This window comes from Clostridium sp. 1001275B_160808_H3 (genome assembly GCF_015550425.1).
In the GTDB taxonomy this organism is placed as follows: domain Bacteria; phylum Bacillota; class Clostridia; order Clostridiales; family Clostridiaceae; genus Clostridium.
Map to the genome: position 1 here is coordinate 109452 of NZ_JADNAT010000002.1, position 20063 is coordinate 129514.

The window sequence follows — 20063 nt, forward strand, 5'->3', positions numbered from 1 at the left end:
ATTAATATTAGAGGAGGAGAAAGATGAAATATATTTTAAAACGATTATGGTTTTATTTTATGGCATTTATTGGAGCATTTACGCTAAACTTCTTTCTTCCTCGTCTTATGCCAGGAGACCCAGTCCAAATGAGATTAGGAGAGCTTGCACAACAAGGTGGTAAAGTAGATCCAGCCACTATACAAGCTATTGAAAAAATGTTTGGAATTAATAGCAATGAGCCTTTAATAGTAACTTATTTTAGAAACTTTGTTGATATATTAAAAGGTGATTGGGGAGTTTCCTTTACAAATAACCTATATCCTGTTACTGAGGTAATAAAAAGACCATTAGGATGGACAATATTTTTATGTGGAACAGCATTAATATTATCATTTATTATTAATACGGCTTTAGGTATATTTGTTGCATGGAGAAGAGGAAGTAGATTAGATACAACGTTAACAGTTGGTGGACAAATTATGGCAAATATTCCTGCTGTAATTATTGCATTAACTCTAAGTTATACATTGGCTTATACTGGAGTTTTCCCTAAGGGGTATGCAGTAACTCCATTATTATATGCCAAAGGTTTTGAATATATTAAGGATGTTTCCTATCATGCCTTCTTGCCAGTAACTGCTATTATTTTAAGTGGTTTTGGTGGAATAATGGGTATGAGGGCTAATATGATAAATCAATTAGGTGAAGATTATATAGTGATGGGAGTTGCAAAAGGCGTTCCTGATAAAAAGATTATGTTTAAATACTGTGCAAGAAATGCTATGTTACCAGTAGTAACTTCATTTGCAATGTCAGTTGGATTTTTACTTGGTGGGCAACTACTTATTGAGAATATATTTAACTATCCAGGATTAGGAAAGTTAATGATTCAGGCTATTAATGGTAGAGACTATCCATTAATGCAGGGTATTTTACTTATGACTACTATTTTGATGCTGTCAGCTAATTTTATTGCAGATATGAGTGTTTTTCTTCTTGATCCAAGAATTAGAAGACAATCAGGAGAATAATTATAAGGAAGGTATGAGGTTGCAATATGGTAAAGAAATTATTTAATTCTAAAATAGTTAATTTTTTGAAGGAGTCTCCTAAAACTACTGTTGGAGTGGTTTTAATATTTATTGTATTAATATTAACTCTTGGAGCGAACTTATTTACACCATATGAACCTATGCAAACATTTGATGGATTATGGCGTGTAGCTCCATCATCTGACCATATTCTTGGAACCACACAAGCAGGTAAAGATGTATGGGCTCAAACTTTATATGGTGGAAGAGTATCCATATCAGTTGGAATTTTTGCAGGGGCAATTGCGGTTGTTTTAAGTTTAATAGTTGGAATTACTGCAGGTTATTTTGGTGGGGTAGTAGATAATAGTATCACAACTACAATAAATATAATTATGGTTATTCCACAAACAGTATTACTATTAATAATAGCTTCAATGATAGGGAAAATTTCTCCTCTAGCAATTGGAATTATTATAGGTGTTACTTCTTGGCCTTGGGGAGCTCGTGTTTATAGAGCACAAACTATGAGTTTAAGAAATAGAGAGTTTGTGAAATCGGCTGAAACTTTAGGGGAATCTAAAATTCGTATATTATTTGTTGAAATAATGCCTAATATGTTATCCATGATAACTTCAGGCTTTATAGGAACTGTAATATACGCTATTATGGCACAGTCTTTTATTGAATTTATAGGTTTTGGAGATAGAATGTCAGTAACCTGGGGACAAATGTTAAATAATGCCCAAAGTACTGGTGCTTTAAATAGTGGTGTATGGTGGGAGATACTTGGACCAAGTGTATTTGTAATATTATTTGGAGCTGGACTCACACTAATTAATTTCTCTATTGATGAGGTATCTAATCCAAAATTAAGAGCTCAAAGGATTATGAGAAAATACTATAAAGAAAAGAAGAATCAAGAAAGATTATTAAAGAAAGGGTTCTCAGGAATTACTACTTGTGAAGGAGGGCTTAAGTGATGGGAGCAATACTTGAGGTTGAAAATCTTTGTGTTGATTATATAACAGAAAGAGGACATATAAGAGCAGTAGATAATGTAAGTTTTGTTATTGAAGAAGGAAAAAGTTTAGGACTTGCAGGAGAATCAGGTTGTGGTAAAAGTACTATTGCCTATTCATTAATGAGATTGCATAGACCTCCAGCACTTATCACTGGTGGAAAAATAAAAATGGATGGAAAAGATATTTTATCCTTATCAGAAAATCAATTGCAAGATTTTAGATGGAATAAAATAAGTATGGTGTTCCAATCAGCTATGAACTGTTTAAATCCAGTAGTTACTCTTGAAAATCAGTTTTTTGAACTTTATAAAACCCATGGAATAACTAAAAATAAGAAAAAAGCAAGAAAGATGGCAGAAGAGCTTCTAGAAGTGGTAGGAATTCCAGCTAATCGTTTAGGAGATTATCCACATCAATTTTCAGGTGGAATGAGACAGCGTGCTGTAATTGCCATGGCATTGGCTTTAAAACCAAGGCTTCTTATATTAGATGAACCTACTACAGCATTAGACACCGTAGTTCAAAGAGAAATACTACAAAAAATATATGAGTTAAAGGAAAAATTTAATTTTTCAATTTTATTTATTACTCATGATATTAGTTTAATGATGGAATTCTGTGATACAGTAGCAATAATGTATGCAGGGGAAATTGTTGAACAAGCATCTTCAAAGAAGATATTAAAGAATCCACAACATCCATATGCTTATGGATTAAAGAATTCATTCCCTTCATTGCAAGGTGAAATAGAATACATGGAAGGAATTCCTGGTTCACCATTAAATTTAAGTTGTATTCCTAAAGGATGTAGATTCCAAGACAGATGTTTTAAAGCAACTAAAATATGCTTTGAAGAAGAACCAAAAAGAAGTTCAAAAGATGATGAATTCTTCTTCTGTCACAATCCATTAGAATTGGTAAAGGAGATAGGATAAGATATGGAAGAACAAAAATTAGTAAAACCAATATTTAGTGTAAAAAATGTTACAATGGATTTTAAAGTTGCTAAAAAAAGCTTCTTTTCAAAGAAAAGTACTATCCGTGCTTTAAATGATATATCTTTTGATTTATATCCTGGAGAGTCTTTAGCAATAGTTGGAGAATCAGGTTGTGGAAAGTCTACATTATGTAGAATTGCAATGAAATTCTATGAACCAAGTTCTGGAAAAATGTTTTTTGAAAAGGAAAATATTCATGAATTAAAAGGTGAAAAGTTTAAAAATTATAGACAAAAGGCTCAAATGATTTTCCAAGATCCTTTTTCATCTTTAAATCCATTACACAATATATATTATCATCTTAAAAGGCCTTTAGAGCTTTATCATCCTTCTGATGAAGAGACAATGTATAAAAAGATGGATGAATATCTAACAATGGTTGGATTAACTCCACCTAAGGATCAAGGTGAAAAATTTCCACATCAACTTTCTGGTGGGCAAAAGCAAAGAGCTTATATTGCAAGAGTACTAGCAGTGGGAGCTGATGTGATTTTTGCAGATGAACCGACTTCAATGCTTGATGTATCCATAAGACTTGGAGTTTTAAACTTATTAAATAAACTAAAAAAAGAAATGAAAAAATCTTTTGTATATATTACTCATGATATTGCTACAGCAAGATATTTTGCAGATAGAATAATAGTATTATATGCGGGGCATATGGTTGAATGGGGAGATGTAGATAAAGTAATTTGCAATCCAAAGCATCCATATACTAGGCTTCTTGTAGCAGCAGCTCCAGATCCTGAAAGAGAAGGAGTGATTGATTTACCAGTTATAAGAGATAAAGATACAGAAATAAGACAGTGGACTCCTGAAAGTAAGGGATGCCCATTTAGAACTAGATGTCCAGAAGCAAAGGAAATTTGCGCAAGTGAATGTCCAGAAGCTAGAGAAGTGGAGCCTGGACAATTTATTAGATGTATCCATGGTTAGTTTTGAAAATGGTTTCTTATGAAATTTTTTTGTTAGAATAAAAATTATTTTCCATAAATCCTAGAGGATAGACTCTGGGATTTATTTATTAGCAAAATAGCTTACACTAATTATTCAGAAAAGTAATTGAATATTTTTATATAATTTATATTTTATGGTAATATTGGATGTTATATAATATTAATATGTAAGATAATGAGATAGGTTTTATGAGCAAAGGTGTTATTATTTTACCAGCAATAAGAGGGGGAGAATAAGATGCTAAAGGTACTTATAGCAGATGATGAACCATATGTAAGAAAAGAATTAAAAAATATTATTAACTGGAATGAATGTGGATTTACTATATGTGGAGAAGGTACTGATGGTTATGATACTTATGAAAAGATTTGTGATTTAAAGCCAGATTTAATATTAATGGATATAAAAATGTATGGAAAATCAGGCTTAGATATTATAAGAGATGTAAAGAAAAAAGGGTTTTTAGGAAAATTTATAATAGTAAGTGAGTATTCTGAATTTAATTACGTAAAAAATGCTATGAGATATGGAGCAAAATCTTATTTATTAAAGCCAATAGATAAAGATGAGCTACTTGAGGTAGTTAATGAAGTAAGAAAAGAAATTTTTTATAAAATAAATATAAATACAAATATTGGAAGAAAACTTGAATTGATAAAAGAATACGCTTTAGTAAGGCTCTGCTTAAATAATTATTTAGAAGAAGCAAGGGAAATCTTAAATTCTATAAATAATAAAAGCTTATATGTAGCATTAATATCTAATGATAAAAATAAATTTGATAATGATGATATAATTGATTTAAAAGAGTCAGTTGAAGAAAATTTAAGTGGCAATAATACTAATGTTTTTAGAGTTAAAAATAGAGTTGCGATAATATTTTATGACAAAAGTATTGAATCGATTTATTCATTATTAAAAAAAATGAAAATACAAATTGAAAAAGAGATGAAAGAAAATCTTTTTATTACAATAGGAGAAGAAGTTAGTAATATTAATAAAATTAATCATTCATATGAAAGTGCTAAAGAGTTAATGAATAAGAAGTATTTATACCTTAATCAAGGCATTATTTATAAGGATAAGATAAAAAATACTATTAATACCTCAATTACTGAAGAACAAATAATTAATAATTTATATAGCTATATAGAAATAGGTGAAGTAGAGGAGATAAAGAAAAGCTTTTTATTACTAGAAAAAATTATATTAGAAAAGAATTATAAAGAAGAACAAATAAAGGCTTTACTAACTACTTACTATATTCAATTAAAAGATAATATTATATCAAACTATAATGTAAAAGAACCATTAGATATGGATAATAAAATAATTATTGAAGAAATCTATAGTAAGAATAGCTTAAATGAAGTTATTAAGTTTTTAATAGATAAATTTTTGAATATTTCAAAATATGTAGCAAGTAACTTTAAGGGTAAAGGTATTAAAAGAATAATCAAATATGTAGATAGCAAATATTATAGAGATTTAAAATTAGAGGATTTAGCAGAAATATTTAATTATAACAGCTCTTACTTAGGCAAATTATTTAAAGATACTACAGGTAAAAATTTTAATACTTATTTAGATAATGTGAGAATAGAACAAGCTAAAAAATTACTTGTTGAGGATAAATTGAAGGTATATGAAGTATGTGAAAAGGTAGGTTATAAAAATATTGATTATTTTTATTATAAATTTAAAAAGTATGTAGGTATAAGTCCTTTAAATTATAAGAAGATAAAGTAACTACAACAATGCCGAAATATTTATATAATAAATTACAAGAATCAGTTTGAATATCATGTTTTATTATTTGAAATACTAGTTTGAATAATTAAACCATTAGGTTGTACAATGTTTTATTTAATCGTTTACTATATATTGTGAACTATGTGAAAAATAATATGAAAATGTGAGAAGTTATATAAAGAATGGGAGGTGTAATTTGAAATTAAAGTAAATTAAGATTATAGGTATGAAATTATATAATATGTAAAAAGTTAATTTAAATAAAAGTTAATGGAGGATAATATGGGAGAATATACATTGAATTTAGAAAAGTATGCAAGTATTATAAGGCAGGTAGCAGCAGAAAGTAGTGTTTTATTAAAAAATGATGAGAAGGCACTTCCACTTAGAGATAATGATAAGGTAGCTGTATTTGGAAGGAGCGCTTTTAATTATTATAAAAGTGGATTAGGTTCAGGTGGTCTTGTAAATACAAGGTATGTAGTTAGTATTTTAGATGCTTTAAGAGAAAATAAAAAGATTATTTTAAATGAGGAATTAGTGAAAGTATATGAAGAATGGATTAAAGAAAATCCTTATGATGAAGGTGAGGGATGGGGAAAGGTACCTTGGTCTCAAAAAGAAATGAAGCTTGAGGATTCAGTAGTACAAGCTGCTTCTGATGCGGATATTGCATTAGTTATAATAGGACGTACTGCAGGAGAAGACCAAGATAGTAAAAATGAGCCTGGAAGTTATCTTTTAACTGAAGATGAAGAAAGTATGATTGAAAAAGTTACTAAGACATTTAAAAGAACAGCTGTAATTCTAAATGTTGGTAATATTATAGATATGAAATGGGTAGAGAAATATAATCCTTCTTCTGTTCTTTATGTATGGCAAGGAGGTCAAGAAGGAGGTAATGGTGTTGTTGATGTTTTAACAGGAAAAGTAAATCCATGTGGAAAATTAACAGATACTATTGCCAAGAATATAGAAGATTATCCATCAACTGAAAATTTTGGAGATGTGGAAAGAAATTATTATAAAGAAGATATTTATGTAGGATATCGTTATTTTGAAACTTTTGCAAAAGATAAAGTAATGTATCCTTTTGGATATGGACTATCTTATACTAATTTTAATATTGAAGGAAAAATTAAAAGTGTAACAAGTAAAGAAGTAATTGTTGAAGCTAATGTAACTAATATAGGAAATATATCAGGAAAAGAAGTTGTACAAGTATATATAGAAGCTCCACAAGGAAAACTTGGAAAAGCCTCAAGATCACTTGTTGGATTTACAAAAACTAATGTAATTAATCCATTAGAAAATGAAAAGGTAGAAATAAAAATTCCTAAATATTATATTGCTTCTTATGATGATAATGGAATAACTGGATATAAGTCATGCTATGTTCTTGAAGAAGGTTGTTACAAGGTTTATATCGGTTCAGATGTTAGAAGTGCCAATATTTCTGGAGAATATAATGAAAAATTTACTCTAGTAGAAAAGCTAGAAGAAGCATGTGCACCTACAGCTTCATTTGAACGTTTCAAATCAACTGTTAATGAAGATGGTAATTACAAAATTATAATGGAAGATGTGATCACAAGAACTATAAATCCATATAAAAGAATGGAAGAAAGATACAAAGATGAGATAGCTTATACTGGTGACAAAGGCTATAAGCTTGGAGATGTATTTGATAAAAAGGTAGATATAGATGATTTCGTTGCGCAATTAAGTGATGATGATTTAATTCATATGTTTAGAGGCGAGGGGATGTGTAGTCCTAAAGTCACACCAGGAACAGCAGCAGCTTTTGGCGGAGTTACAGAGAATTTAAGAAGTTTTGGAATACCAGTTGCATGTTGTGCAGATGGACCTTCAGGAATACGTATGGATTGTGGAACTAAAGCATGTTCATTGCCAAATGGAACAGCTCTAGGTTGTACATTTAATATATCATTAGTAGAAGAACTTTATAAAATGACAGGAAAAGAGCTAAGAAAAAATAAGATAGATTCCCTTTTAGCGCCAGGAATGAATATCCATAGAAATCCATTAAATGGACGTAATTTTGAATATATTTCAGAAGATCCATTATTAACAGGAAAAATAAGTTTAGCTCAAGTAATTGGAATGCAATCACAAGGGGTTGCAGCAACTGTTAAGCATTTCTGTGCTAATAACCAAGAAGTGTCTAGACACTTTGCAGATTCAGTAGTATCAGAGAGGGCACTTCGTGAAATTTATTTAAAAGGATTTGAAATAGTTGTTAAAGAAGGTAACGCACGTTCTGTTATGACTAGTTATGGACCGGTAAATGGTATTTGGACTGCTGGAAATTATGACTTATGTACAACAATTCTTAGAAAAGAATGGGGCTTTGATGGTATAGTAATGTCAGATTGGTGGGCAAATGCAAATACAGAAGGTGAGAAATCAATAAAAGAAAATAAGGCTCCAATGGTAGCAGCACAAAATGATTTATATATGTGCGTGGGAGATTCAAAATCAAATCCTGAAAATGATAATGTTAAAGAAAAGTTAGAAGCTGGAGAACTAAAAAGAAGTGACTTACAAAGAAATGCAAAAAATATTTTAAACTTTATAATGAAATCACCATCAATTTTACATGAATTAAATCTTATTAGTGAAGAGGAATTAAGAGAAATTAATGAAAAAGATGAAGAGGATTTTCCAATAGAAAATATAGTTTATTATAAAGCAGATAAAGAAACTAATAATATTGTTATTGATGGAAATAGATTCAAAAGTGAAAAAGGTAATTCAGAGATTTTTGGTATTACTGTTAATGAATATGGTATATATGATATTTCAATAAAAATGAAATCAGATTTAGGACCACTTGCACAATTACCATTATCTGTGTATTATGACAATGCTTTAAAATCAACCATTACTATTAGAGGAACTGAAGGTGAATTTGTTACAGAAACTAGAACATTAGGCTTTGTTTTTGGAACAAATCATTACATTAAATTATATTTTGGAGCAAATGGGTTAGAGATAGATAAGATTATGATTAATCTTAAAGAAACAAATTAAAAAATGGATTATGTCTAGGTGTATTAGTGAGATACTAAGTATATCACTTGATAGAAACATTTAAATGAACAAGCAAAAAAATATACGGAATTTTGAAGAATAAGCTAGTAACTAGGTTTGAATAGGTATTAGCTTATTTTTATTTAGAGTAATATAAATGAGTTTTTTAAATAGTTCATGGATTAATTAAAAATTACAATAGTATATATAGAAAGTGAGTATGTAAAAGGGGAAATTATTTTGAAAGTCATTTCTATTGTAAATTACAAAGGAGGAGTAGGCAAAAGTACAGTTGTATCTAATTTAGGAGCTTTACTAGCTTTAGAAGGATATAAAGTATTATTAGTTGATTTAGATCCACAAGCCAGTTTAACATTTTCTTATATAGATGTTGAGGTTTGGAAAAAGGCTTATAAAAAAGATAAAACCATAAAAACTTTCTTTAATACATTAATTAATAACAATAAAGATAACATAAAGAATTATATTACTAAAGATCTAAAAGCTAATGATATTATTATAAAAAATGGAGGACAAGCTATAGGGTTACTTCCATCTAGTACTGATTTATATGAGATACAGATAGATTTAGCTCGTACTATAAAAGGTCCTTGGAGAAGAAATCTTACAAAGAATCGACTAAATTGCATATCAAGACTGAAGAATGAAATAATGACTATTGATGGAGAGTATGATTTTGTATTATTAGATTGCCAACCAAGTTTTGATTTAATAACACAAAATGCAATTTATGCTTCGGATTATTATTTGATACCAACAAAGTTAGATTACCTATCTACAGTAGGCGCACCTACACTATATGAGCATATTGAAAAGTTAAGAGATGAAGTTTCAAAAGGTATAGATGAGTTTGATCTTAGAGAATTTAATAAGATGGATGTTAAAAATTTAGGATTACTACCAACTATGGTTAAGATAATAAGTGGTAAACCTAAGAGTTTGCATTATCAGTATCTCCAAGAGGTTAAGAAAATTAAAGGAGTTAAAGCCTTCAATAGTAGTATTAGAAGCAACGATAATGAAATAGATAATAGCACTTCAATTCCTTTTGTTTTAAATAACATTAATAAAAAGAAATCCAATATAGATATTGATTTTGAAGAATTTAAAAATGAGTTTTTAAGAGAGGTAAAATAATATGAATAAGAAAGAAATACTTTTATTAAGTAAGTTAGCTTTTGATTTTATATTAAAACTTAAAGACGAAGATTTAAATTCATTAATCAAAGGAGAAAAGAAAATAACTTTAATAGATAATAAAAAGAATCTAAAAGGTAAGAAAATAAATAACAAAGAAGAAAAGGTAGAAGAAGTAATAGATAAGGTATATTCCTATTCAAATAAAGATGAAGCATTAGAATATTTAAATAAATTTAACGTAATAGATTTAAAGAAAATAGCTAATCAAGCAAATGTATACATTAAGAGTAGAAATAAGAAAAGTGACATTATAGATAGAATTGTAGAAGGAACAATTGGAGCAAAGATAAAAATAGACATATTACAATATTAAGTTATTATGCCCGGGGGTACTAGTGGGGTGCTTAGTACCCCACTTACTATTAATTTAATTATATGTGATAACTATATATTTGACTTGTTATATTGTCATTAAATAAAAAATATATGGAAATTTTATATTGTAATAAAGAATTTTTTTTGATATTATAAGTAGTAAAGTTTAATAGATGCGGAGATGCGTAAAGTGAAAAATATTAAAACTAAAGATATAGTAAAAAAATATGATATTTCTAAGCCCACATTAAACCAATGGATAGATGCAAATAAGATAAGTGAACCTAAAAGAGATTGGAGGGGATGGAGGATTTGGAATGAAAGCTTAATTGAAGAAATAGAAGATTTAATAAATGATAAGAAAAAAAACAGCAAAAATAGAAAAGTTAAAATAGAAAAGTTTTCACTTAATAACCGTAGATATCTGGGAAGTAAGTTTAAGTTACTAGATTTTATAAATAAGATAGTTAAAGATAATTGTGAAGATATAAGATCAGTAGCAGATATATTTGGAGGAACGGGAGTAGTGGCTGATTTATTTTATCAGCAAGGACAGAAAATTATAGTTAATGATTTATTATTATCTAATGTTCTGGCATATAATACGTTTTTCTCAAAAGAAAAAATAGATAATAAAAAGCTAGAAGAACTAATTAACGAATTTAATAGTAAAAAGGTAACAGAAGATAATTATTTTTCCTTAAATTTTGGGAATACATTTTTTACCTTAGATAATTCAAGGAAGATTGGATATATACGAGAACGAATAGAAGAATTGAAAGATGAGTTAAATGAAAGAGAAAGGGCAATATTAATAACTAGTTTAATTTTTGCTGCTGATAAAGTAGCTAATACATGTGGGCATTATGATGCTTTTAGAGAAACATTAGACACTACACAAGAGGTTAAATTACTAATGCCGGATATAAAAAAAAGTGAGTCTAAATGTGAAATATTCAGAGAAGATGCGAATGAGTTAGTTAAGCATATTGAAGCTGACTTAGTATACATTGACACTCCATATAATTCTAGACAATATGGAGATTTATATCATTTACTAGAGAATTTAGCAGAGTGGAAAAAGCCAATAGTTACTGGGAAAGCAAAAAAGATGGTAGATAGATCTAATATTAAAAGTAAATATTGCACTGTTAAAGCTCCACAGGCTTTTGACGAACTTATAGGGAATATAAATAGTAGATATATATTAGTTTCATATAATAATATGGCACAAAAGGGAGTAGGACGTTCAAATGCTAAAATTAGTAATGAAGAAATAATAGAAACACTTTTAAAGCGTGGAAAAGTTGAAATATTTAATGTAGATTATAATACTTATAATGCAGGAAAAACTGATATTAAAGATCATCAAGAATTATTGTATTTATGTACAGTTGAGGGGAGATAAAGTATGACGTATATAAAATCTTTTTTAAATTATACTGGTGGTAAATACAAATTGTTAAATCAAATATTACCGTTGTTTCCACAAGATATAGACCGATTTGTAGATTTATTTTGTGGTGGGGCGAGTGTAGCTATAAATGTAAATGCTAATAAAATAAACTGCTATGATGATATTAATGAATTAATAGAGTTGTTTAATTTTATAAGAAGTAATGATGTTGAGGAAATAATAGTAAAAATAGAAGAAGTTATAGATAGATATGGATTGTCCGAAACTAATAAAAATGGTTATAAGCATTATGACTGTAATACATCTAAAGGATTATCACAATACAATAAAGAAGCATATATGAGATTAAGAGATAATTATAATAATAAAGCCTATGAAACTAATAATGAGAAAATATTATGGTTTTATACACTTATAATTTTTGGATTTAATAATCAAATAAGATTTAATAAAAATGGAGAATTCAATATACCATCTGGAAAAAGAGATTTTAATAACAAGTTACGTGAAAAATTAATTTATTTTTCTAATAGAATCAGAAGAATAAATATTAGTTTTGAGTATGCAGACTTTAGAGATGTTAATTTAGACAACTTGAATGAAAATGATTTTGTATATCTAGATCCTCCTTATTTAATAACAAAAGCTGCATATAATGAACAAGGCGGCTGGACAGAACAAGATGAGAAAGATTTATTAAATTTATTAGATAATCTTAATAGTAGGGGAATAAGGTTTGCATTATCAAATGTATTTGAGAGTAAAGGTAAAACAAATAATATTTTAATTGAATGGGCTAGTAGGTACACAGTACATAATTTAAATCATAATTATAATAATTCAAATTACCAAGTTAAAGATAAGAGCAGTAGAACTTTAGAAGTTTTAATATGCAATTATTAAAACATAAGTAGTATAATAAAAGTTGCTTCGCTTAAGAGGCAGCTTTTTTTATTATAAATTAGAGATATAATATAAAGTGAAGAAATATATAATGGGGGAAAGAGTTATGGAAATTAAATCTGGTTCAATAACATGGAATCTTGGAGATACAAGTTTTAGACGAAAAAGATTATTAGATGATTACAAAGAGTTGCTTAGTGAATTACTCAATTTAAATGAAGAATTTGATAATAATTGGGGCAAGGAGATACAAGAGCAGTATTATAAGAAATTAGTTAGAAATACGGAATTATTAAATGATAAGGATTGTTCTGCTAATAGGCAAGATAAGTTAGGAAGAACATATACTAGTGGACTATATAAGATTGGATTATGTACTAAACAAAGGGTTATATCAGAGGTTGGACTACAATTTTTAGGGAAGATTGAATTTTGTCCTGATGAACTTGAAAATAAATTAATGATAAAAAAAGAAAATATAATATTTTTAAGACAGTTATTAAAATTATGTATATATGATGAAAATAATAGTAAAGCATTTAATCCTTTTATTTTTCTAATAAAACTTATAAATAAATATGATTATTTAACTAAAGACGAATTCATGTTATTGCTTCATCTTTCCAATGGAGGAACAAATTATGATTATGTAATTGAAAGTTTTGTTAAAGTTAGAAATAAGGAAATAACATTAGCAAAATTTTTGGAAGAAAATATTACAGTAGCTGATGATATAATAGTTGAAGAAAGAAATAGTTTTATAAATAGCGAAGAGTATGATGAAAAATTATTTGAAAAGGTGTTCGTTAATAGAAAGACATCTGAAAGTGTTATAAAATATAAAATGTTTTATAATGCATTAATTGAATATAATAAGAGTAATAGTAATGAGAATTTAAAGAAGTTAATTACTTTAATTAAAGATAAGGCAATAAAAAAAGCATTTTCAACTAGCAAATTTTTTAATACAAGAAAACTAAACAAAATAACGATAACACAATTTAATCATATATATGGAGATGTTAAGTTTATTAATAACTATGGAAAGAGTTTTAGGGAGTTTTTTCTTGATACTTTCATAATTTCAAAACAAGAAGATTTAATTAGTGAATATGTAGATATGACGTTTAGAGTATTTAATCTAACAGGATTAATTAATTTTAAAAATGATAAAATAACAATAGGGAGATTTTATGCTAAAGAATATTTTAAGTATATAGATAATAACCTAAACCCTTTAATACCAAATAATCAAGATGAGATATTTAGTGTTAAGACTACTATTCAAATATTAGGTAGTAATAAAACTGCAGAAGTAGACAAGATTATATCTGAAAATTTAGGGCTAAAACTTGGTGAAGATATAGATAAAGTTATTAAAAGTAAAGAAATATCAGATTTTGAGTGTTTTATAAAAGAGAGATTTACAAGAGAAAACATAATAAATATATTAAAAGATATAAGTAAAAGAGATGATAAAAAAGTATTTGGGGAGGTAACAGATCAAACAACCATACCGACAATATTTGAATATATATTAGGGATAGCGTGGTATCATATATCAGACTATAAATTTAATTTATATGATAGCTTAAATTTAACATTAGATAGTACTTATTATCCATTAACACATGCAGCTGGCGGTGAGGGAGATATAGTAATAGAGTATGATAATCCAGAGAGACATAAATTAATGTTAGAAGCTACATTAATGGATATAAATACTCAAAAAAGAGGTGAGCTTGAGCCAGTAATAAGACATACTACAAATTTAACAATAGACAATAAGAATAATATAGCATATACAATATTTGTTGCTAATGAGCTTGATAATAATGTAGTTAATATTTTTAGATTTTGTGATTTAATAAAGTTGGAATCATCTAAAAATAAAGGTAATTTTACTGATAGAACAAAGATCGTTGCATTGACAATTGGAGAAGTAATAGAACTACTAGAAAAACAAATTAAATACAACAAGATATATAATGAAGTGATAAATGAATTTAATATAAAAGATTTAGATTTGATTAATAATAACTGGCGTTATAGATTTACAAAGGCTATATTTGAAAGATAAAATTAATTGCTTAAGTATAATAATTTAACCTTAATCTGCTTTAAGGCAAGCAGATGATAATAAAATCATTTGTTTTAATTTTTTTAATAATTAATTTATCAATATGATATTGACAGAATAAAAGAAAATTAAAATTAGAAGAAGTATTGATTTTAATAATCTTTTAAAATTATAGATAACTAATATTATTAAGATATTTAAGAAAAAATATTATATTGTAAGTAATTATGAATAAGAATGATTAAAATATTTTAAAAGGTAGCACATTATAAAATTTATTGTATGATTAATCAAAAGGATATAGTTAAATTTTGGATTTTTACCACAAATGATGATATAATATGGATATTAAAGGGTGTTAAATCGTATATTTTAAGGAGAATTATATGAAGGAAAATGTTTTCAAGGCTGTGCCAGAGTATTCAAAAAGATTAAAAGAAGAGAAAAGACATAATATTAGAAATGAATTTGAACGTGATAGGGATAGAGTGATGTATTCTAAACCATTTAGAAGATTAAGTGGAAAAACACAAATATTTTTAGCAGGAAAAGATGATCATACAAGAACAAGATTAACTCACACATTACAAGTATCACAAATAGGTAGAACTATAGCTAGAGCAGTGGGGGTAGATGAGATATTAGTTGAGTCAATAGCTTTAGCACATGATATCGGACATACACCATTTGGACATGTAGGAGAAAGAATACTTGATAAAATAATGAGAGGATGTTATCCAATTAGAGAATATAATTTACCAGAAATTTTAAAGGGAAATGAAGGATTTAAACATAATTATCAAGGTGTCAGAGTAGCAACGAATTTATATTCTTATCTTAATTTAACAGATTATACATTATGGGGAATTTTAAATCATAGCGGGTTAAAATATGATAAATGTAAGATGAAGTCTTTTGCGAAAGAGGACGAGTGTAAGTATTGTTTATATAGAAATGAAAAAGATTTAAAATGCAAAATAGAGAATGAAGATGATTTAAATTACTATATAAATATGAAAAATGAAAATGGACTTAATGTATTAAGTGGGATAGAAGAATCATGGACTTTTGAAGCATATGTTGTAGCCATAGCAGATGAGATAGCGCAAAGACATCATGATATTGAGGATGCAATAGAATATAATCTTCTATCTAGAGAATTTCTAAAAAGATATATTGAAAATTTATTAGAGTTTAATCAAAAAAAAGAAAGTTTATTATTAAAGAAATACCTTGAACAAGAAAAAGTAAGAAGAGATAGAGAGTGGACTAAAGATGTGCAACAAGTGATAGAAGATTTTAAAAATATCGATTCATCTGTTGAAAAGGATATATTTGAAAGCCTTTTATCTAAATTTCTTGTTAATTTTATTACAACTGATGTAATATATAATTTGAAATACATATTTGAAGATTTAAAAGAAAAATATAAAATAAATGAAATAGAAGATTTTATGAAATATAAAAGCAGTATAGGTAAAGAAATAAGGCATATTTTTAAAGAAACTAGTTTTTATACAAAAGAAATGTATAGTTTTGATAAAAAATTAAAAAAGTTATTAAGAAATAGAATATTAAATTCACAAGAGGCACAAAAGATGGATGGAATTGGTGATTACGTTATTAGAGAAACTTTTAAAGCTTTAGTAATTAATCAACAATTATTGCCTGATAAGTCTATAGTACGAATATTTAAAGATTTCTATTTAGAAAGATATGGGGAATTATATTCAGAAAAAATGAAGGAATGTGAATTTATGGTTGATAAAGAATACAATGTTGGGAATATGAGAAATGAGTTAAATAATATGTATTACAATGATAATAAAGAGGAATTTAATGTTATTTTACTTAGAAATATCTGTGATTATATTTCAGGAATGACAGATAAGTTTATTATTGAGTTACATCGAGAATTATATAATATAACATATTAATTTTTACTAAATTTTTAGTATAATATATGATTAATTGGTAGTGTTTTGGAAGTTAAAACTAGGATTTAAATTTATAATCGATGGGTTTTATATTTTGTAGATGTCTCTATTAATAAGAATCTGTATAGTTGTAGGTAAGTTATATTAATATAAAATAGGTGGGAATTTCATTGAAGCAAGGATTATATGAACAAGTAATAAACACAGAAATACAAGAACAACTAAAAAGTTTAGAAAATGAAAAGTTTATTATAGAGAAAAGTAAAATAGATAATGAAGAAGCAAAGGCAATTCTTTCTCAATACATATCAAAAGTTATTAGAAAATCTCTAAATTACATAAGAGATAAAGAAAAGGAAGATAGTGATAAACTATTAAAGCAAATAGAAGCTTGTAATAATATTATTAACATACTAAGTGAAGTGTCAAATGAAGATGATATTAAGAAATATGAAATAGATAAAAATGGAGAAATGCTTAATGCTTTATATAGTAAGATTAACAATAAAAAGGCTTTAAAGAAAGAAAAGTCAGTAAGACCAGTAACTCCTTTATCTCAAAGTTCTTTATTTACAGGGGCTTCCTTAGAGCCTAATATGCTTGGAGAATTAAACAAGGAGATATTAACCTCTGATTCTATAGATTTATTAGTTTCCTTTATAAAGTGGAGTGGACTTAGATGTATAATTGAAAGTTTGAAAGAAGCTACAATGGCTGGAAAAAAGTTAAGAATAATTACAACTTCTTATATGGGAGCTACTGATGTAAAGGCAATAGAGGAGTTAAGTAAGCTAGCAAATACAGAAATTAAAATATCTTATGATACAGAAAGAACTAGGCTTCATGCAAAAGCTTATATGTTCAAAAGAGATACAGGTTTTACTACTGCGTATATTGGATCATCTAATCTTTCTAATGCGGCTTTAACTTCAGGTTTAGAATGGAATATAAAAATAACAGAGCAGGATTCTTTTGATATTATAAAGAAGTTTGAAGCTACTTTTGAAAGCTATTGGAATGATGGTGAGTTCGTATCTTACTTAGGTACTGAAGAAGATAAAAATATATTAAAGAAATCATTATATAAGGAAAAAAGAATAGATGAGGATGAGCTGAATTTTTCTTTTGACATAAGACCATATGCTTATCAAAAGGAGATTTTAGATAAGTTAAGAGTTGAAAGAGAAATATTTAATAAAAATAAAAATCTTGTTATTGCAGCAACAGGAGTAGGTAAAACCGTAATTTCAGCTTTTGATTATAAGAATTTCTGTAAAAAAAATAAGAAAGAGCCAAATAGATTATTATTTGTTGTTCATCGTGAAGAAATTCTTAAGCAAGCAAGGGATACTTTTAGAGTAATTCTTAAGGATAATAATTTTGGTGATTTAATGGTAGGTGGTAATCTTCCAAATAGTTTAGAACATTTATTTGTATCTATTCAAAGTTTAAACAGTAAGGATTTATGTGAAATAACTACAGAAGATTATTATGACTTTATTATAGTAGATGAATTTCATCATGCAGCAGCTCCATCTTATCAAAGATTATTAAATTACTATAAGCCAAAGATTTTATTAGGTTTAACAGCAACGCCAGAAAGAGCTGATAATAAGGATATATTTAAGTATTTTGAAGATAGAATTTCTGGTGAAATAAGATTACCAGAAGCCATTGATAGAAAGCTATTAAGTCCATTTCAGTATTTTGTAGTATCTGACTCTGTTGACTTAACTAAAATAAAATGGCAAAGGAAGGGTTATAATTTATCTGAGTTAAGTAATGTTTATACAGGAAATGATATAAGAGTAAATGAGATAGTAACTGCATTAAAAAAGTATGTAACAGATATAGATGATGTTATAGGTTTAGGCTTTTGTGTAAGTAAAGAACATGCTAATTTTATGGCTAAAAGGTTTAATGAATTAGGAATTGAATCCATAGCGTTAACAGATGAGAGTAGGAAAGAAGAAAGAGCAGAAGCTAAGAGTAAATTAGTAAATAAAGAAATTAAATTCATATTTGTTGTTGATTTATATAATGAGGGTGTGGATATTCCAGAAATTAATACAATATTATTTTTAAGACCAACTGAAAGTTTAACAGTATTTTTGCAACAACTTGGAAGAGGTTTAAGATTACATGAAGATAAAGAATGTTTAACTGTTTTAGACTTTGTAGGGCAAGCTCATAAAAATTATGATTTTGAGGAAAAGTTTAGAGCTTTAATTGGCAGAAGTAAAAGTTCAGTAAAAGATTATATTGAAAATGGATTTTTAACTTTACCTAAAGGTTGTTACATCCAATTAGAAAAAGAAGCTAAAGAGTATATACTAAGAAATATAAAGTCTGCAACCAATTCTAAAATAAATTTAATTAATAAGCTCAAAGCATTTAAAATAGATACAGATTTAGAATTAACTTTAGAAAACTTTTTAGATTATCATAATTTATCTTTAACAGATTTTTATGGTAGCACTAGAGATAGAAGCTTTTCTAGGATGTGTGTATTAGCAGAACAAAGAAAAGATTTTAATAATGAGAATGAAGAAGAAATAACAAAGAAACTATACAATTTGTTATTTATAAACTCTAGAAGATTTATAGCCTTTATGATAGATTTAATAAACAATAATAGTGATATCAGTAATACTCAATTTACTAAAGAAGAAGAGTTAATGCTAAATATGATGTATTACACTTTTTATAATGATGCGCCAGAAAAGGTTGGCTTATCATCATTAAAGCAAGGGATTAATAGACTTCTTAATAATAAGACTATGATGAAGGAAGCTTGTGATATATTAAGTTATAATTATAGACATCTTGAATTTGTAGATAAAAAGGTAGAGTTAGGTTTTGAATGTCCTTTAGATTTACATTGTGATTATTCAACTGATGTAATAATGGCTGCCTTTGGTTATTATAATGAAGTTAAAAAACCTGCCTTTAGAGAAGGAGTTAAATACTTTGAAGATAAGAAGTTAGATATATTCTTTATTACATTAAATAAAAGTGATAAAGACTTTTCACCTTCAACATTATATGAGGATTATGCTATAAATGAAAAATTATTTCATTGGCAAACTCAGTCAAGGACTTCAGTTGAAAGTACAACAGGACAAAGATATATTAATCACTTAAAAACAAAAAATAAAATAGCTCTATTTGTTAGAGAGTATAAATCAAAAGATGGTCTAACATCTCCATTCACATATTTAGGAACTTGTGAATATAGAAGCCATACTGGAAATAAACCAATAAGCTTTGTATGGGAATTAGATGAAGAAATTCCTCCTAAGTTAATTAATAAAGCAAATAAATCAATTATTATTTAAGTAATAAATGTAGTTACCTCATTTAAAAATGTGGTAACTACAAAACTATTTAG

13 protein-coding genes are annotated in these 20063 nt (G+C 27.2%); all 13 read left to right on the forward strand.

Annotated features, from left to right (window positions below; genetic code table 11):
• The first annotated feature begins 23 nt into the window (after positions 1 to 23).
• Complete coding sequence (locus tag I2A75_RS02470; protein ID WP_195262888.1) at positions 24 to 1013, forward strand: ABC transporter permease; 990 nt, start codon at positions 24 to 26, stop codon at positions 1011 to 1013.
• Between the two features lie 26 nt (positions 1014 to 1039).
• Positions 1040 to 1996 carry an ABC transporter permease gene (locus tag I2A75_RS02475; protein WP_195262889.1) on the forward strand — a complete coding sequence of 319 codons (957 nt, stop codon included), beginning with the start codon at positions 1040 to 1042 and terminating at the stop codon, positions 1994 to 1996.
• A complete protein-coding gene (locus I2A75_RS02480) occupies positions 1996 to 2973 on the forward strand; it encodes an ABC transporter ATP-binding protein (RefSeq protein ID WP_195263009.1) in 978 nt (325 codons plus the stop codon). Before I2A75_RS02475 ends, I2A75_RS02480 begins: the two co-directional genes overlap by 1 nt.
• 3 nt (positions 2974 to 2976) lie before the next feature.
• Positions 2977 to 3972 carry an oligopeptide/dipeptide ABC transporter ATP-binding protein gene (locus I2A75_RS02485; RefSeq protein ID WP_195262890.1) on the forward strand — a complete coding sequence of 332 codons (996 nt, stop codon included), beginning with the start codon at positions 2977 to 2979 and terminating at the stop codon, positions 3970 to 3972.
• A gap of 258 nt (positions 3973 to 4230) precedes the next feature.
• Positions 4231 to 5742: a response regulator gene (locus I2A75_RS02490; protein ID WP_195262891.1), complete on the forward strand. Its 1512-nt coding sequence runs from the start codon at positions 4231 to 4233 to the stop codon at positions 5740 to 5742.
• Positions 5743 to 6027: 285 nt separating this feature from the next.
• The gene (locus I2A75_RS02495) at positions 6028 to 8799 is read left to right on the forward strand and encodes a glycoside hydrolase family 3 protein (protein WP_195262892.1); all 2772 of its coding nucleotides are present in this window, start codon (positions 6028 to 6030) and stop codon (positions 8797 to 8799) included.
• 240 nt (positions 8800 to 9039) lie between these two features.
• The gene (locus tag I2A75_RS02500) at positions 9040 to 9957 is read left to right on the forward strand and encodes an AAA family ATPase (protein ID WP_195262893.1); all 918 of its coding nucleotides are present in this window, start codon (positions 9040 to 9042) and stop codon (positions 9955 to 9957) included.
• 1 nt (position 9958) lies between these two features.
• Positions 9959 to 10333: a hypothetical protein gene (locus I2A75_RS02505; protein WP_195262894.1), complete on the forward strand. Its 375-nt coding sequence runs from the start codon at positions 9959 to 9961 to the stop codon at positions 10331 to 10333.
• Positions 10334 to 10525: 192 nt separating this feature from the next.
• Positions 10526 to 11743, forward strand: coding sequence for a DNA adenine methylase (locus I2A75_RS17850; RefSeq protein WP_347707745.1), 1218 nt, complete (start codon positions 10526 to 10528; stop codon positions 11741 to 11743).
• A gap of 3 nt (positions 11744 to 11746) precedes the next feature.
• On the forward strand, positions 11747 to 12655 hold the full coding sequence (locus I2A75_RS17855; protein WP_207733747.1) for a DNA adenine methylase: 909 nt from the start codon (positions 11747 to 11749) through the stop codon (positions 12653 to 12655).
• 106 nt (positions 12656 to 12761) lie between these two features.
• Positions 12762 to 14735, forward strand: coding sequence for an AlwI family type II restriction endonuclease (locus tag I2A75_RS02515; protein ID WP_195262895.1), 1974 nt, complete (start codon positions 12762 to 12764; stop codon positions 14733 to 14735).
• 386 nt (positions 14736 to 15121) lie between these two features.
• Positions 15122 to 16672 (forward strand): dGTP triphosphohydrolase, encoded by a 1551-nt coding sequence (dgt, locus tag I2A75_RS02520; RefSeq protein WP_195262896.1) that lies wholly within the window; start codon positions 15122 to 15124, stop codon positions 16670 to 16672.
• A gap of 170 nt (positions 16673 to 16842) precedes the next feature.
• A complete protein-coding gene (locus I2A75_RS02525; RefSeq protein ID WP_195262897.1) occupies positions 16843 to 20010 on the forward strand; it encodes a DEAD/DEAH box helicase in 3168 nt (1055 codons plus the stop codon).
• Positions 20011 to 20063: the final 53 nt, after the last annotated feature.

Coding starts and splice junctions, on each gene's coding strand:
- I2A75_RS02470 (WP_195262888.1), top strand. CDS start 24: ATGAAATATATTTTAAAACGATTATGGTTTTATTTTATGGCATTTATT.
- I2A75_RS02475 (WP_195262889.1), top strand. CDS start 1,040: ATGGTAAAGAAATTATTTAATTCTAAAATAGTTAATTTTTTGAAGGAG.
- I2A75_RS02480 (WP_195263009.1), top strand. CDS start 1,996: ATGGGAGCAATACTTGAGGTTGAAAATCTTTGTGTTGATTATATAACA.
- I2A75_RS02485 (WP_195262890.1), top strand. CDS start 2,977: ATGGAAGAACAAAAATTAGTAAAACCAATATTTAGTGTAAAAAATGTT.
- I2A75_RS02490 (WP_195262891.1), top strand. CDS start 4,231: ATGCTAAAGGTACTTATAGCAGATGATGAACCATATGTAAGAAAAGAA.
- I2A75_RS02495 (WP_195262892.1), top strand. CDS start 6,028: ATGGGAGAATATACATTGAATTTAGAAAAGTATGCAAGTATTATAAGG.
- I2A75_RS02505 (WP_195262894.1), top strand. CDS start 9,959: ATGAATAAGAAAGAAATACTTTTATTAAGTAAGTTAGCTTTTGATTTT.
- I2A75_RS17855 (WP_207733747.1), top strand. CDS start 11,747: ATGACGTATATAAAATCTTTTTTAAATTATACTGGTGGTAAATACAAA.
- I2A75_RS02515 (WP_195262895.1), top strand. CDS start 12,762: ATGGAAATTAAATCTGGTTCAATAACATGGAATCTTGGAGATACAAGT.
- dgt (WP_195262896.1), top strand. CDS start 15,122: ATGAAGGAAAATGTTTTCAAGGCTGTGCCAGAGTATTCAAAAAGATTA.